Here is a 12,997-nt window from a genome sequence, read left to right as displayed (position 1 = left end):
GGCTGATCCCTAGAACGTATTATCCCGCGGGAAGCCAACGGGTGGCAAACGCCCGGCGGCGCCGCGGGCGACCTTCCAGGGGAGGAGATCCTTTTCCACGCGGGTGCGGCCGGTTTCGCCGCCCATGGCCCAGGTGAGGCCGTCTTCCAGCTTGAGCGTGATGGCGTCCGACAAGCCGCCATCGCGATAGCGTTGCAGCGTCACCCCCTGCCCCTTGGCCAGGATCGGCACTTCCGACAGGGCAAAGATCACCAGCTTGCGGTTTTCACCCACCACGGCGACGTGATCATGTTCGGGCGCGATCTCGCGCACGATCTTGAGGCTGACGCCGGGCTTGGTCGATACCACGCCGCGCCCCTTGCGGGTTTCGGCCAGCAGTTCGTCCATCTCGGCGGCAAAACCGCGCCCGGTGTTGGCGGCCAGCAGCAACTGGCCCTTGGGCCGATAGACCACCAGCGCCATGATATGCGCATCGGGATCGATATCGACCATGGTGCGGATCGGCTCGCCAAAGCCGCGCGCACCGGGGAGCTTGTCGGCGCCGAGCGTGTAGAACCGGCCATTGTCGAGCGCGACCAGCAGCTTGTCGGTGGTCTGCGCGTGCAAGACCCAGGCCGGGCCATCGCCTTCCTTGAACTTGAACTCGGTATCTAGCGGCAGATGCCCCTTGGCGGCGCGAATCCAGCCGCGTGCGGAAAGGACGACGGTGACCGGCTCTTTCTCGATCATCGCATCCATCGAGAATTCGCGCGTCGGTGCGGCCTCGGCAATCGTGGTGCGGCGGCGACCCAGCGCGGTTTCCGGGCCATACTCCTTGCGCAGCGCCGCCAGTTCACGCTTGAGCCGGGTGCGCTGGCGCGCCGGGCTTTCCAGCAGCTTGTTGAGATCGTCCTGCTCGGCCAGCAGCGCGTCGTGCTCGCGGCGCAGTTCCATCTCTTCCAGCTTGCGCAAGCTGCGCAGGCGCATGTTGAGGATCGCCTCGGCCTGGCGATCGGTCAGGCCGAACTCGGCCATCATCACCGGCTTGGGCTCATCCTCGGTGCGGATGATCTCGATGATCCGATCGAGGTTGAGATAGGCAATGATATAGCCTTCGAGCAGTTCGAGCCGCGCGGCGATCTTGTCCAGCCGGTGCTGCGTGCGGCGCAGCATGATGTCGATCTGGCTGACCACCCATTCCTGCAACAGCAGTTTCAGGCCCAACACACCCGGCGTGCGCTGCGAATCCAGCACGTTGAGGTTGAGGCCAAAGCGCGTTTCCAGGTCGGTCAGCCGATAGAGCGATTCCTTGAGCAGCTCGGGATCGACATTGCGGCTCTTGGGCACAAGCACGATGCGGATGTGCTCGTCGCTTTCATCGCGCACGTCTTCCAGGATCGGCAGCTTCTTGTCGCCGATCAAGGCGGCGATCTGTTCGATCAGCTTGCCCTTCTGCACCATGTAGGGGATTTCGGAAATCACCAGCTGCCACTGGCCGCTGCCCAGCCGCTCGATCCCGCTGCCTTCCCAGGCGCCATCCTCGGTCCGGCCGGTCGAAAAGCGCCCGCGCACGCGGATCGAACCGCGCCCGGTTTCATAGGCAGCCGAAATCGCCGCCGGGCTATCGACCACCACGCCCCCGGTGGGAAAATCGGGGCCGTGGAACACCTCCATCAACTGGGCATGTTCGGCGTGGGGATTGTCGATCAACAGCAGCGTGGCATCGACGATCTCGGCCACGTTGTGGCTGGGAATGTTGGTGGCCATGCCCACGGCGATGCCGCTGGCGCCATTGGCCAGCAGGTTGGGAAACAGCCCCGGAAAGATTTCCGGTTCCTGCTCCTCGCCATTGTAGGTCGGCAGGAAATCGACCGTGCCTTCGTCAAGCCCGGCCATCAGGCGGATCGCCGTCGCGGTCAGCCGCGCTTCGGTGTAGCGATAGGCCGCCGCGTTATCGCCATCGATATTGCCGAAATTGCCCTGCCCCTCGACCAGCGGATAGCGCAGCGCGAAATCCTGGGCGAGGCGGACCATCGCGTCATAGACGCTGGCATCGCCGTGCGGGTGATACTTGCCGATCACATCGCCCACCACGCGCGCCGATTTCTTGAACGCGCCGTTGGGATCGAGCTTCAACTGCCGCATCGCCCACAGCAGGCGGCGGTGCACCGGCTTCAAGCCATCGCGCAGATCGGGCAGCGATCGCGCCGTGATCGTGGACAGCGCATAGACCAGGTAACGCTCCGACAGGGCGGAGTCGAAGGGGGCATCGACGATAGCGTCGAACGGATCTTTGAAATCATCGGCCATGGCCGAATCCGTGTAGCAATACCGTGAACAAAACGAAACCTCCGGAACTGTCATCACGGCGGGCCATTGTGGGCAAGTATCCCCCCGATTTGACGGAGAATGACCATGGCCAAACGCGTGCTGATCCTAGCCACCGACGGCTTTGAACAATCCGAACTGCTTGAACCGAAAAAGGCGCTGGAAGCAGCCGGCATCGAAACCGTAGTCGCCAGCCCCAAGACTGGCTCGATCAAGGGCTGGAACCACACCGACTGGGGTGAAAGCGTCAAGGTAGACATGCGCCTCGATGCCGTGGAAGCAGATGACTTCGACGCCCTGCTGCTGCCCGGTGGCCAGATGAACCCCGATGCGCTGCGGCTCGAATCCCGCGTGATCGAGCTGGTCGAGGAATTCGACGACATGGACAAGCCGATCGCGGCGATCTGCCATGGCCCCTGGCTGCTGGTGGAAGCCGACATCATCGATGGCCGCACGGTAACGGGCTGGCCCTCGATCCGCACCGACCTGGAAAATGCCGGGGCCGATGTGGTGGACCAGGCCGTGGCGATCGACGGCAACCTCATCACCAGCCGCAAGCCCGATGACATCCCGATGTTTGCCCAGGCGCTGATCGATGCGCTGGAGGAAGACGAGGAAGAAGAGGACGAAAAGGGCTGGGAGGAAGAGGAAGAAGGCCTGCTGGAAGACGAAGACGAAGACTAACGCTGCAAGGCCAGACGCCCGCCGCTGAGCCATTGCGCCAGCGGCGGGCTGATGGCCACAAGCAGCCTGCCCAGCAAGAGCGTGGCGCCCAGCGCCAGCAGTGGCTGGGCGAGCAGGAACAAGGGATAAGCCGGCGCTCCCAGCGGGCCAGTCAGGCGGCCGATGGCAGGGCCGGCGCACCAGATCAGGATCAGGTGGCAGCAGAACAGCAGGAACATCGCCGGCTCCAGCCGCAGCAGCACGCCCCCGGCGCGCGTGCCAGCGAGGCGCCAGGCCAGCGCCCAGAAGCAAAGCGCCGTGGCGCCGCGCATGGCCAGATCGACCGCTGCCATCAGCAAGGGCGAGGCCAGCCCCTGCGCTTCGCCATAGAGTTCCAGCCAGATTTTTACCCCTGATAGCACCAGATAGGGTGCCAGGATCAGCACCAGCGGCGCGCCGGCAATCCGCGCAGCCGCATCGTGCCGGCGCACCAGCATGCCCAGGACAAAGAAACCCAGGATGGACGGGCGCTGCAACAGCGGGAAAACCGGCGGCGCCAGGCTCCACGCCAGGGCGGCGACCGCCACCACCGCCAGCGTGCGATCGCCCTGCCGCACTAGCAGCGGCGCGGCGAGCAGGCAGACGAACAGATCGCGCAGGAACGGCATCTGCACGTTGATCTCGTTCGGGTGGGCAAGGCCGGTCAACTCGTTGGCCAACCAGCCCCACGACGTGGGCTGCGGCGCATAGAGCAACCCAAGGTAGGCAGCGCCCGATACCACGACGATGGCAATGGCATTCCATGCCAGCATCGGCACGACCACGGTGCGCGCCTTGCCGGCAAGGAATGCCCGCGCGCCGCGCCGCGCCAGCGACGGGCCCACCAGCCAGCCCGACACCAGGCTGAGCAGCGGCACCGACGAGCGCGCCAAGAGTTCGATCAGGCCCCAGCGCAACAGGCCCTGCGGCGTATGGTCGAGCGCGGTCAACGCCGGGCCATAGAGCCCGGTCCAGGCGTGGACATAGACAATACCCAGGATGCACAGCACGCGGGCCAGGCCAATCGCGCGCGAAGTGCGGACGCGGGTATCGGCAAACGACTGGCTTTCCTGAAACACGGGCGCTGACATCCTTCATCGACGCCCCGCCACGCGATGAACGCGGCGGGGCCGTGGATGTCAAACCCGTCAGGCGGCCAAACGTGCCCCGCACGCGGCCAAGCCCGATCAGCCCTGGTTATCAGCCGGCATAGTATCCCACGCCGACAATGTGGTCACCCACGCGCTGGACCAGCGAGCGCTTGTGCTCCACCCGGTTGTCCACACGGTTGAGCCAGACATAGTCCACCCGGCCGCCGTCCTTGGCCTTGGCGAGCGCGATCATGTCCTGCACGAAGGGGCGGCCTTCGGCATCGGTCATGGCGCTGGCATCGCTGCCAGCAAGCTTGGGATCGGCACCCGACGCTTCATAGCGGCCGGTCATACTGAACACGAAAACGTACAGCTCACGGGTGTGGAACGGGCCGTTGGGATCGTTGAATTCGGCAAAGGCCTTGGGCGCGCCAACGCCTTTCACTTCGGCCACCGCGCGCGAGAGCAGCGCCTGGGCATCGGCCGATCCGGCATGGGCGGCAGCCTGGGCCGGCACGGACGCCAGCGGCACGGTAACACAGGCCATGGCACAGGCCAGGATCAGGCGGGGAAACGTGGGCAACATTGGTCGAGCCTCCTTGGACGCATGGGTCAAACGCCCCGGAAGGAACGCCGCGCGGCGGACTATCGCGCGATCCCCCTTGGGTGAGGCCGGATGTGCCATGCGCTGGCGGCGGTGTCGGTGCGATAGATCAATTGGCGCAAATTTGCCGGAACCATCGTGCGCGCCACCCCTTGATCAGGAACTGGCAGACAGTGCCGATGACTTTGGCCCAGGAGGACGACGATGCCGCAGGGCAGCAAAGACGCCTATACCGACAAGCAGAAGCGCAAGGCGGAGCACATCGAGGAGAGCTATGAAGCGCGCGGCGTAGAGCCCAAGGAAGCCGAAGCGCGCGCCTGGGCCACCGTCAACAAACAGGACGGTGGCGGCAAGAAATCGGGTTCGGGGCGCAAGCACGGCTGACTACAGCCGCGCCCGGCGCCCGATCACCCCAGCCAGTCAACCACCTGGCGCGCCACATCGTTGGCGGCCTGGTTCAAGGCCGGGCCGATTGCGGCGGCATCGTCGCTGACATTGGGCACGCGCGCCTCGAACCGGCGGGTTTCGATCTGCCCGCCCGGCGCTTCCTTCACTGCGTCAAAGCGCACCACGGCGCTGTGGCTCGGCAGGTCATAGCCCATGGCCAGCAGGCGGCCCGAAAGCCGCTGCTGCCACTGGTCGATATCGCTTTCCACCACCAGGCGGCCGCCCTTGGCGCGCAGGGTTTCGGCGATCAGGTGCTGCAACTGGCGCGCCGGGCGTTCGACCCACTGTGTCTTCTTGATGTAGGCCACGTTGCTGGCATCGATCTGCACTGGCACGCGCAGAACCGAGACGCGCGCATCGGCCGAAGGCTCCATCACCACGACAGACTTGGCCAGCGTGCCCGAGGCGCCCTGCCCCGCTGGAACCGTGGCATCAGAGCTGAGCGCCAGCAGCGTGGCGGGCGCTTTGCCGCCGATGCTGACACAGCCCGACAGGCTGAGAGCGGCCACCAGCAGCGCACCGAGAGCCGGGCGCGAGGCGGGGATGAGCGGGCGAAACGGCATGTCAAATTCCCCCAGTGGAGATTTATGGCGCAACGATCAGTGCTTGTAGTCGGGCAGCTTGGGGCTGCCGACCACGCTGCTGACGCCGCGATCGTTGATGCGATCGGTCAATTCACGCAAGGACCGGGTGGTGGCCTGAAGATCACGCAGCGCCGCATCGGCTGCCGGCAGCGTCTGCTGGTCAAACCGCTTGAGCCCCGGCTGCGCCGACTTGGCCGTATCGTTGAGCGCATCAGCCGCCGCCTGGGCAGACTTGAGCGTATCGCGCAGCTGCTTGGCCAGGCCATTGCCCTGGTCGTTGAGCAGGTTGTCGGCCGAACCGGCAACCTTTTCAAAGGCCGACAGGGTATAGGTCGCCTGGCGCAGCGTGGACTGCAGCTCGGCCAGGGTGCGCTGCACCTGGGGCGAGGCATCGGCCAGGTTGGCGGTCATCTTGTCGGTATGCGCCAGGATGTTTTCGATCGACTTCTGGTTCTTGTCAGACAGCACCATGGTCAGGCGCTCGGTCAGGGTGGCCAGGCGCTCCAGCAGCAGCGGCGCGTTGGACAGGATTTCGCCCAGGCCAGAACGCTTGGTCGGGATCACCGGCGCCCCTTCCGGCCCAGGCTGGTCGATCGGCGGCGCACCCTTGACGGCGCCGGCCAGCTGGATCGTGGAAACACCGGTAAAGCTGCCCTGGATGCTGGCAGTGGTGCCCATCAGGATCGGCACGCGCTTGTCGATGGCGATGCGCACGCGCACGAACTCCGGGTCTTTCTCCCACAGTTCGATGTCTTTTACCTGGCCCGAGGGCACGCCCGAAAACGACACTTCCGATCCCTTGGCCAGGCCATCGACCGATTGCTTGAAGAAGATGTCGTATTCGTTCTGCGCGTTCTGGTTCAGCCGCGCGATCCAGATGGTGAGCACCGCCGCGCCGATCAACAGCAGCAGCGTGACGGCCCCGACCCAGATATGGTTTGCCCGCGTTTCCATCGCTTATTCCTGTTCCATCGCGGAGGTGGCCGCCTCGGGATTGGGTTTTACCACATGGGCCGCTTCGCGATCTTGCGCATCCTTGGCCGCCCGGCCGCGCGGTCCGTTGAAATATTCCTGGATCCACGGGTGATCCAGCGCCAGCAGTTCGGGGATCGTGCCCACGGCAATCACCTTCTTGTCGGCGAGCACTGCCACCCGATCGCAGATTTCGTACAGCGTATCGAGATCGTGGGTGATCAGGAACACGGTCAGCCCCAAGGTTTCCTGCAGGCTGCGGATCAGGGTATCGAACGCGGCAGCCCCGATCGGATCGAGCCCGGCGGTCGGCTCGTCCAGGAACAGCAGTTCGGGATCGAGCGCCAGCGCGCGCGCCAGGCCAGCGCGCTTCTTCATCCCGCCCGAAAGCTCTGACGGATACTTGCTGGTGGCATTGGCCGGCAGGCCCGACAGCAGCACCTTGTAGCGCGCGATTTCGTGGCGCAGTTCGTCGGTGATCTCGGGATAGAATTCGCGCAGCGGCACCTCGACGTTTTCCGCCACGGTCAGCGTGGAAAACAGCGCCCCGCCCTGAAACAGCACGCCCCACTGGCTGCGAATATCGATATCGTCATCATCGCGTGCGTCGGTGATCGAGCGGCCGAGCACCTCGATCGAACCTTCCTGCGGGATCTGCAGGCCGATGATCGAGCGCATGAGCACCGATTTGCCGGTGCCCGAGCCACCCACCACGCCGATGATCTCGCCCCGCTTCACATCGAGATCGAGACCGTCGTGGATCACATGGTCGTCAAAGCGATTAACCAGCCCACGCACGCGGATCGGGTAATCGCCTTCGAATTCGTCGGGGATCGGCGCCAGGTGCGCCTGGGGATCATGCATGGCTCACCCCCAGCCGATCTTGGTGAAGAACACCGCAAAGAAGGCGTCGAGCACGATCACCGTAAAGATCGCCAGCACCACGGCAGAGGTGGTGCGCGTGCCCACTTCCTCGGCATTGGTCTTGACCTGCATGCCCTGGTAGCAGCCGGCGAGCGCGACGATCAGGCCGAACACCGGCCCCTTGACCAGCCCGACCCACACGTCGTGGATCGGCACCACTTCCTGGATGCGCGCCAGGAAGGTGAGGAACGGAATGCCCAGCGACACCGAGCCCAGAAACGCGCCGCCGATGATGCCCAGCACCGACGAATAGATGCCCAGCAGGGGCAGCATGATCATCGTCGCCAGAATGCGCGGCAACACCAGCGCCTCGGTCGGCGAGACGCCGATCGTGCGCATGGCGTCCACTTCCTCGGTCAGCTTCATCGTGCCCAGCTGCGCGGCAAAGGCCGATCCCGATCGCCCGGCGACCATGATCGCGGTCATCAGGATGCCCAGCTCACGCAGGGTCAGGCGGCCGACGAGGTTGATCGTATAGATTTCCGCGCCAAACTGCTGCAGCTGCACCGCCCCCTGCTGCGCGATCACCACGCCGACCAGGAAGCTCATCAGCCCGACAATGCCGAGCGCGTTGACGCCCACCAGTTCCATCTGATGGACAAGCGCGAGTCCGCGAAAGCGGCGCGGATGGCGCAGCGTCATGCCGATCGCCGAAATCGCCTGGCCCAGGAAGCCGATGATCTGCAGGAACCCCACCGCCAGCGCGATGACCATCTTGCCCACTTCATCGGGCACGCGCTCGATCAGGGGCAGGCGCGGGGCGCGGATGCTTTCGCGGTTTTCGTCGGTCTTGCTGATCGCGTTGATCAGCCGTTCGGCCTCGTCGCGGCAATTGACGATCTTGGCGCCGAGCTGCTGTGACAGGCGCCACACCGTCCAGGCGCCAACGGTGTCCATGCGTTCTACGTCGCTGACATCGATCTCGTCCACCGGATCGGCGATCTGGCGCAGGCGCCGATCGACCAGACCCAGGGAAGATACCACCATCGGGCCGCTGAAGTGCAGCACATTGCCGCCACCGCCCTGGCCCGGCTCTATCGTGAAATCGGCTAAGGCTCTCATCCTGCCCACTTCATGGGCGAAAATGGAGGGGGCGACAAGTGCATCACGTGCGGCGAAACGCAGGAAGCGGCTTTTCCGTTCCCGCCGCCGCTTGCGATAGCGGGCGGCAACTGGCAAGGCGCCAGCCATGAGCGAGACCATTACGCAGCAGGAATCGGGCCAGGACCAGCTGGCCAAGACGTTCGAACCGGGCGCTATCGAGGCGCGCTGGTATGGCCATTGGGAAGGCAAAGGCCTGTTCCGCCCGGAACGCCCCGATGCCACCCCGTTCACCATCGTGAACCCGCCGCCCAACGTAACCGGCTCGCTCCATATCGGCCATGCGCTGGACAACACGCTGCAAGACATCGTGATCCGCCACGAACGCCTCAAGGGCAAGGACGCGCTGTGGGTAGTGGGCACCGACCACGCCGGCATCGCCACGCAGATGGTGGTGGAACGCCAGCTGGAAGCGAACCAGGACAAGCGCACCAACTACACGCGCGAGCAGTTCGTGGACAAGGTGTGGGAATGGAAGGCGGAAAGCGGCGGCACCATCACCCGCCAGCTGCGCCGCCTGGGCTGCTCGATGGACTGGAGCCGCGAGCAGTTCACCATGGACCCGCACTTCACCCGCGCGGTGGTCAAGGTCTTCGTTGACCTGCACAACCAGGGCCTGATCTACCGCGACAAGCGGCTGGTCAACTGGGACCCCAAGCTCAAGACCGCGATTTCCGACCTCGAAGTGGAAACGCGCGAGGTGCAGGGCCATTTCTGGCGCTTCCGCTATCCCCTCGCCGATGGCGTGACGCTCGACAGCGGGGCCGATCATATTGTCGTTGCCACCACGCGCCCGGAAACCATGCTGGCCGACATGGCGGTGGCCGTGCACCCCGACGACGAACGCTACAAGAGCGTGATCGGCAAGCATGTCGTGCTGCCGCTGACGGGCCGGCGCATTCCGATCGTGGCCGACGAACACGCCGATCCCGCGCTGGGCACCGGCGCGGTGAAGATCACGCCGGGTCACGATTTCAACGACTTCGAAGTGGGCAAGCGCGCCGGCATCGAAGCACGCGACATGCTCAACATGCTCGATGCCGAGGCCAAGGTGGTGCAGACCGACGATGGCCTGATCCCCGACGCATTCGTCGGCCTCGATCGCTTTGACGCGCGCAAGGCCGTGGTCGAGGCGCTCAAGGCGCAAGGCCTGCTCGTGCCCCATGTCACCAAGGACAAGGACGGCAACGAGACCGAGCACGACGCCGAACCGCGCACGATCCAGACGCCCTATGGCGATCGCGGCGGCGTGGTGATCGAACCCTGGCTGACCGACCAGTGGTATGTGAATGCCGAATTCCTTGCCCGTAAGCCGATCGAGGCGGTGCGCTCGGGCGCCATCGAAATCGTGCCCAAGTCGTGGGAAAAGACCTTCTTCAACTGGATGGAAAACATCCAGCCCTGGTGCGTCTCGCGCCAGCTGTGGTGGGGCCACCGCATTCCGGCGTGGTATGATGCCGATGGCAAGGCCTATGTCGCGGAAACCGAGGAAGAGGCGCAGGCCCTTGCCGGCAACAAGCCGCTCACCCGCGACGAAGACGTGCTCGACACGTGGTTCTCCTCCGCGCTGTGGCCCTTCGCCACGCTGGGCTGGCCCGACGATACCACGCTGGTGCAGCGCCACTATCCCAATGACCTCCTGGTTTCGGGCTTTGACATCCTGTTCTTCTGGGATGCGCGCATGGCCATGCAGGGCCTGCACTTCATGAACGAAGTGCCGTGGAAGCGGCTCTACCTGCACGGGCTGGTGCGCGCGGCCGATGGGCAGAAGATGTCCAAGTCCAAGGGTAACGTGGTCGACCCGCTGGGCCTGATCGACAAGTACGGCGCCGACGCGCTGCGCTTCTTCATGGCGGCAATGGAAAGCCAGGGCCGCGACGTGAAGATGGATGAGAAGCGGGTGGAGGGCTATCGCAACTTCGCCACCAAGCTGTGGAATGCAGCGCGCTTCTGCCAGGCCAACGGCATTGCCGCCTCCACCACGCTGGAAGCCCCGCAGGCGACCAGCGCGGTCAACCGCTGGATCGTGGGCGAAGTGGTGGAAACCGTCGCCGCGCTCGACCAGGCGATGGCCGACCTGCGCTTCGATGCGGCCGCCAATACGATCTACCACTTCGTGTGGGACACGTTCTGCGACTGGTACATCGAGCTGATCAAGGGTTCGTTCGACGATGAAACCCGCGCCGTGGCCGGCTGGGTGCTCGACCAGATCCTGGTGATGCTCCACCCGTTCATGCCCTTCGTGACCGAAGAGCTGTGGCACGCACTTGGCGCCCGCGACAACGAACTGATCGTGGCTCGCTGGCCCGCGCCGCAGGCCAGCGTCGACGCCGATGCCAAGGCCGAAGTCGAGTGGTTGATCGCGCTGGTTTCCGCGCTGCGCACCGCCAAGAACGAACTGGGCATTGCGCCCGGCGCCCGGCTCGATGCCTATCTGGCCACCCCGAGCGAGCGCACCGCCGCGATCATCGCCGCCAACCCGGCCGCGATCGAACGCCTGGCGCGCCTTTCGGCGATCCACTTCGCGCCCGCCCCGGCCGGCGCTGCCATGCAGATCGTGGCGGGCGATGCCACGCTGGTGGTGCCGCTGGAAGGGATCATCGACATCGCCGCGGAAAAGGCCCGCCTGGAAAAGGCCCTGGCCGCCGCGCAAAAGGAAGCCAAGGCCCTCGAAGGCCGCCTGGGCAACCCGTCGTTCGTCGAACGCGCCAAGCCCGAAGCGGTGGAAAAGGCCCGCGCCGACCACGCCCACCACAGCGCGGAAAGCCAGCGCCTGGCCGCTGCCTTGGCGCGGCTGGGGTAAAAAACCATCGTGCTGTGCCTCGCACCACCCCGGCATATCCTTCCAAAGAAAGCGAAGGGCTGGGCCGTACCCTCCCCCTCCTCTTCAGAGGAGGGGGTCGGGGGGTGGTGGAGGCCAAATCCACCTTTGCGCCAGAGCTTCCACCACCCCCAACCCCCTCCTCTGAAGAGGAAGGGGCTTGAGCGTTGTGCGCCAGTCACAGAGCGCTGCCCATGACCATCGCTCTTGCCACCACCACCCCCGGCGAGCCGGAAATCTTCGCCTCGTTGCAGGGCGAAGGGCCATCGGCGGGGCGACCGTCGCTGTTCATCCGCCTGTCGCGCTGCAATCTGGCCTGCCAGTGGTGTGACACGGCCTATACCTGGCGGTTTACCGGCGACAACCGCCCGCACCGCGATGACCAGGCGTTCGCGCGCAGCACCAACCAGCTGATCCTGCCCGAAGACGACGTAGTCGCCCGTCTGCTGGCCTTTCCGCAAGACCGCGTGGTGGTAACCGGGGGCGAGCCGCTGTTGCAGGCCGCCGCGCTGGCCCGTGTGCTGGCGGCGCTCAAGGCGGCGCGGCCCGGCCTGCATGTGGAGATCGAAACCAACGGCACGGTTGCCCCCTCGCCCGCGATCGATCCGCTGATCGACCAGTTCAACGTCTCGCCCAAGCTGGCGCATTCGGGCAACCCGGCGGAACTGGCGCTGATCCCCGAGCGGCTGACCGCCTGGGCAGCCGATGCGCGCGCATTCTTCAAGTTCGTGGTGGCCAGCCCGGCCGATTGCGACGAGGTCGCCGCGCTCCAGGCCTGCTACGGCATCCCGGGCGAACGCCTGTTCGTGATGCCCGAGGGTACTGACAGCGAAACCCTGCGCGGCCGCGAGAAGTGGCTGTCAGCGCTCGCCCTGGAGCAGGGCTGGCGCATGACCGACCGGCTCCACATTCACCTCTACGGCGACACGCGCGGAACCTGAGACCAACTGCGGAACCATTCGTCGCAAGCGCCCTGCCCGCCGGTTCCCCACCTTGCTATGCCTTTGCCGGGATACGCAAAGGGACAAGAACCATGAGGGTCACTCCACTACTGGCTGCGGCGCTGATCGCCGCAGCGCTGCCCGGTGCAGCACGCGCCGATGATCCTACTGATCCGTCGATGCGCAGCAGCGCCGCGCGGATGCGCGATCATGAGGCGATCCGCCGCATGAATCAGGCCCAGCTGGACTATGTGCGCAAGCGCGATGCCCGCTGGGCCCGCGAATATCGCCAGCAAGCCTCGCGCAGCGAGAGCAGCGGCTATGGCGCGGGATATGGCTATGACAATGATGGCGGCTATGCCCAGGCGCAGGCCCAATACCAGCGCGATCTGGCCGCCTGGCGCCAGGCCGTGGCCGATTGCCGGGCCGGCTATTACGACGCCTGCGGCCGCTGACGCCGGCATAAAAAATCCCCCTCCTTGAACCAAGGAGGGGGCCGGTCA

At 65.4% G+C, this 12,997-nt stretch carries 11 protein-coding genes and 1 pseudogene; 5 read left to right on the top strand and 7 right to left on the bottom strand.

All coding sequences use genetic code 11. The annotated features are described in order from the left end of the window. Positions 1 to 9 precede the first annotated feature (9 nt). Entirely contained in the window at positions 10 to 2,289 is a 2,280-nt protein-coding gene (parC, locus tag ABIC78_RS18365) for a DNA topoisomerase IV subunit A (RefSeq protein ID WP_171793647.1), read from the bottom strand. Positions 2,290 to 2,394: 105 nt separating this feature from the next. On the opposite strand from parC, the gene ABIC78_RS18360 reads away from it, so the two are divergent. Further along, positions 2,395 to 2,991, top strand: coding sequence for a type 1 glutamine amidotransferase domain-containing protein (locus ABIC78_RS18360; protein ID WP_062785248.1), 597 nt, complete (start codon positions 2,395 to 2,397; stop codon positions 2,989 to 2,991). Here the strand turns inward: ABIC78_RS18360 and ABIC78_RS18355 are convergent. Next, complete coding sequence (locus ABIC78_RS18355) at positions 2,988 to 4,088, bottom strand: acyltransferase family protein (RefSeq protein ID WP_354491213.1); 1,101 nt, start codon at positions 4,086 to 4,088, stop codon at positions 2,988 to 2,990. The two genes, ABIC78_RS18360 and ABIC78_RS18355, sit on opposite strands and share 4 nt — an antisense overlap. Positions 4,089 to 4,209: 121 nt before the next feature. After that, positions 4,210 to 4,686, bottom strand: coding sequence for a cache domain-containing protein (locus tag ABIC78_RS18350; protein ID WP_022677217.1), 477 nt, complete (start codon positions 4,684 to 4,686; stop codon positions 4,210 to 4,212). A 222-nt stretch (positions 4,687 to 4,908) separates the two neighbouring features. Between ABIC78_RS18350 and ABIC78_RS18345 the strand changes: the two are divergent. Further along, positions 4,909 to 5,076 (top strand): annotated as a pseudogene (locus ABIC78_RS18345) (plasmid stabilization protein); the annotation flags it as partial. Positions 5,077 to 5,111: 35 nt separating this feature from the next. Here ABIC78_RS18345 and ABIC78_RS18340 read toward each other — a convergent pair. The 4 genes from ABIC78_RS18340 to ABIC78_RS18325 are packed head-to-tail and all read right to left on the bottom strand — an operon-like array spanning position 5,112 to position 8,693. Next, complete coding sequence (locus ABIC78_RS18340) at positions 5,112 to 5,714, bottom strand: ABC-type transport auxiliary lipoprotein family protein (RefSeq protein WP_062785199.1); 603 nt, start codon at positions 5,712 to 5,714, stop codon at positions 5,112 to 5,114. A 36-nt stretch (positions 5,715 to 5,750) separates the two neighbouring features. Then, positions 5,751 to 6,689, bottom strand: a complete 939-nt coding sequence (locus ABIC78_RS18335; RefSeq protein WP_022677220.1) for an MlaD family protein — start codon at positions 6,687 to 6,689, stop codon at positions 5,751 to 5,753. Between the two features lie 3 nt (positions 6,690 to 6,692). Continuing rightward, positions 6,693 to 7,571, bottom strand: a complete 879-nt coding sequence (locus ABIC78_RS18330; protein ID WP_022677221.1) for an ABC transporter ATP-binding protein — start codon at positions 7,569 to 7,571, stop codon at positions 6,693 to 6,695. A 3-nt stretch (positions 7,572 to 7,574) separates the two neighbouring features. Next, positions 7,575 to 8,693, bottom strand: a complete 1,119-nt coding sequence (locus ABIC78_RS18325) for an MlaE family ABC transporter permease (protein ID WP_028658108.1) — start codon at positions 8,691 to 8,693, stop codon at positions 7,575 to 7,577. Between the two features lie 127 nt (positions 8,694 to 8,820). On the opposite strand from ABIC78_RS18325, the gene ABIC78_RS18320 reads away from it, so the two are divergent. From ABIC78_RS18320 to ABIC78_RS18310, 3 genes are all read left to right on the top strand, one after another. Continuing rightward, a complete protein-coding gene (locus ABIC78_RS18320; protein WP_354491209.1) occupies positions 8,821 to 11,535 on the top strand; it encodes a valine--tRNA ligase in 2,715 nt (904 codons plus the stop codon). A 212-nt stretch (positions 11,536 to 11,747) separates the two neighbouring features. After that, positions 11,748 to 12,494: a 7-carboxy-7-deazaguanine synthase QueE gene (locus ABIC78_RS18315; RefSeq protein WP_354491207.1), complete on the top strand. Its 747-nt coding sequence runs from the start codon at positions 11,748 to 11,750 to the stop codon at positions 12,492 to 12,494. Between the two features lie 92 nt (positions 12,495 to 12,586). After that, positions 12,587 to 12,949: a hypothetical protein gene (locus ABIC78_RS18310; protein ID WP_354491205.1), complete on the top strand. Its 363-nt coding sequence runs from the start codon at positions 12,587 to 12,589 to the stop codon at positions 12,947 to 12,949. The last annotated feature ends 48 nt before the right edge of the window (positions 12,950 to 12,997 follow it).

The organism is Novosphingobium sp. 1529, from assembly GCF_040544855.1.
In the GTDB taxonomy this organism is placed as follows: Bacteria; Pseudomonadota; Alphaproteobacteria; order Sphingomonadales; family Sphingomonadaceae; genus Novosphingobium; species Novosphingobium capsulatum.
The sequence above is the reverse complement of the archived record's forward strand: the minus strand, read 5'-3'. Positions and strand labels throughout refer to the sequence as shown.

Excerpts from the sequence above, each read along its gene's own strand:
- parC (WP_171793647.1), bottom strand. The coding sequence starts at position 2,289 with ATGGCCGATGATTTCAAAGATCCGTTCGACGCTATCGTCGATGCCCCC.
- ABIC78_RS18360 (WP_062785248.1), top strand. The coding sequence starts at position 2,395 with ATGGCCAAACGCGTGCTGATCCTAGCCACCGACGGCTTTGAACAATCC.
- ABIC78_RS18350 (WP_022677217.1), bottom strand. The coding sequence starts at position 4,686 with ATGTTGCCCACGTTTCCCCGCCTGATCCTGGCCTGTGCCATGGCCTGT.
- ABIC78_RS18340 (WP_062785199.1), bottom strand. The coding sequence starts at position 5,714 with ATGCCGTTTCGCCCGCTCATCCCCGCCTCGCGCCCGGCTCTCGGTGCG.
- ABIC78_RS18335 (WP_022677220.1), bottom strand. The coding sequence starts at position 6,689 with ATGGAAACGCGGGCAAACCATATCTGGGTCGGGGCCGTCACGCTGCTG.
- ABIC78_RS18330 (WP_022677221.1), bottom strand. The coding sequence starts at position 7,571 with ATGCATGATCCCCAGGCGCACCTGGCGCCGATCCCCGACGAATTCGAA.
- ABIC78_RS18325 (WP_028658108.1), bottom strand. The coding sequence starts at position 8,693 with ATGAGAGCCTTAGCCGATTTCACGATAGAGCCGGGCCAGGGCGGTGGC.
- ABIC78_RS18320 (WP_354491209.1), top strand. The coding sequence starts at position 8,821 with ATGAGCGAGACCATTACGCAGCAGGAATCGGGCCAGGACCAGCTGGCC.
- ABIC78_RS18315 (WP_354491207.1), top strand. The coding sequence starts at position 11,748 with ATGACCATCGCTCTTGCCACCACCACCCCCGGCGAGCCGGAAATCTTC.
- ABIC78_RS18310 (WP_354491205.1), top strand. The coding sequence starts at position 12,587 with ATGAGGGTCACTCCACTACTGGCTGCGGCGCTGATCGCCGCAGCGCTG.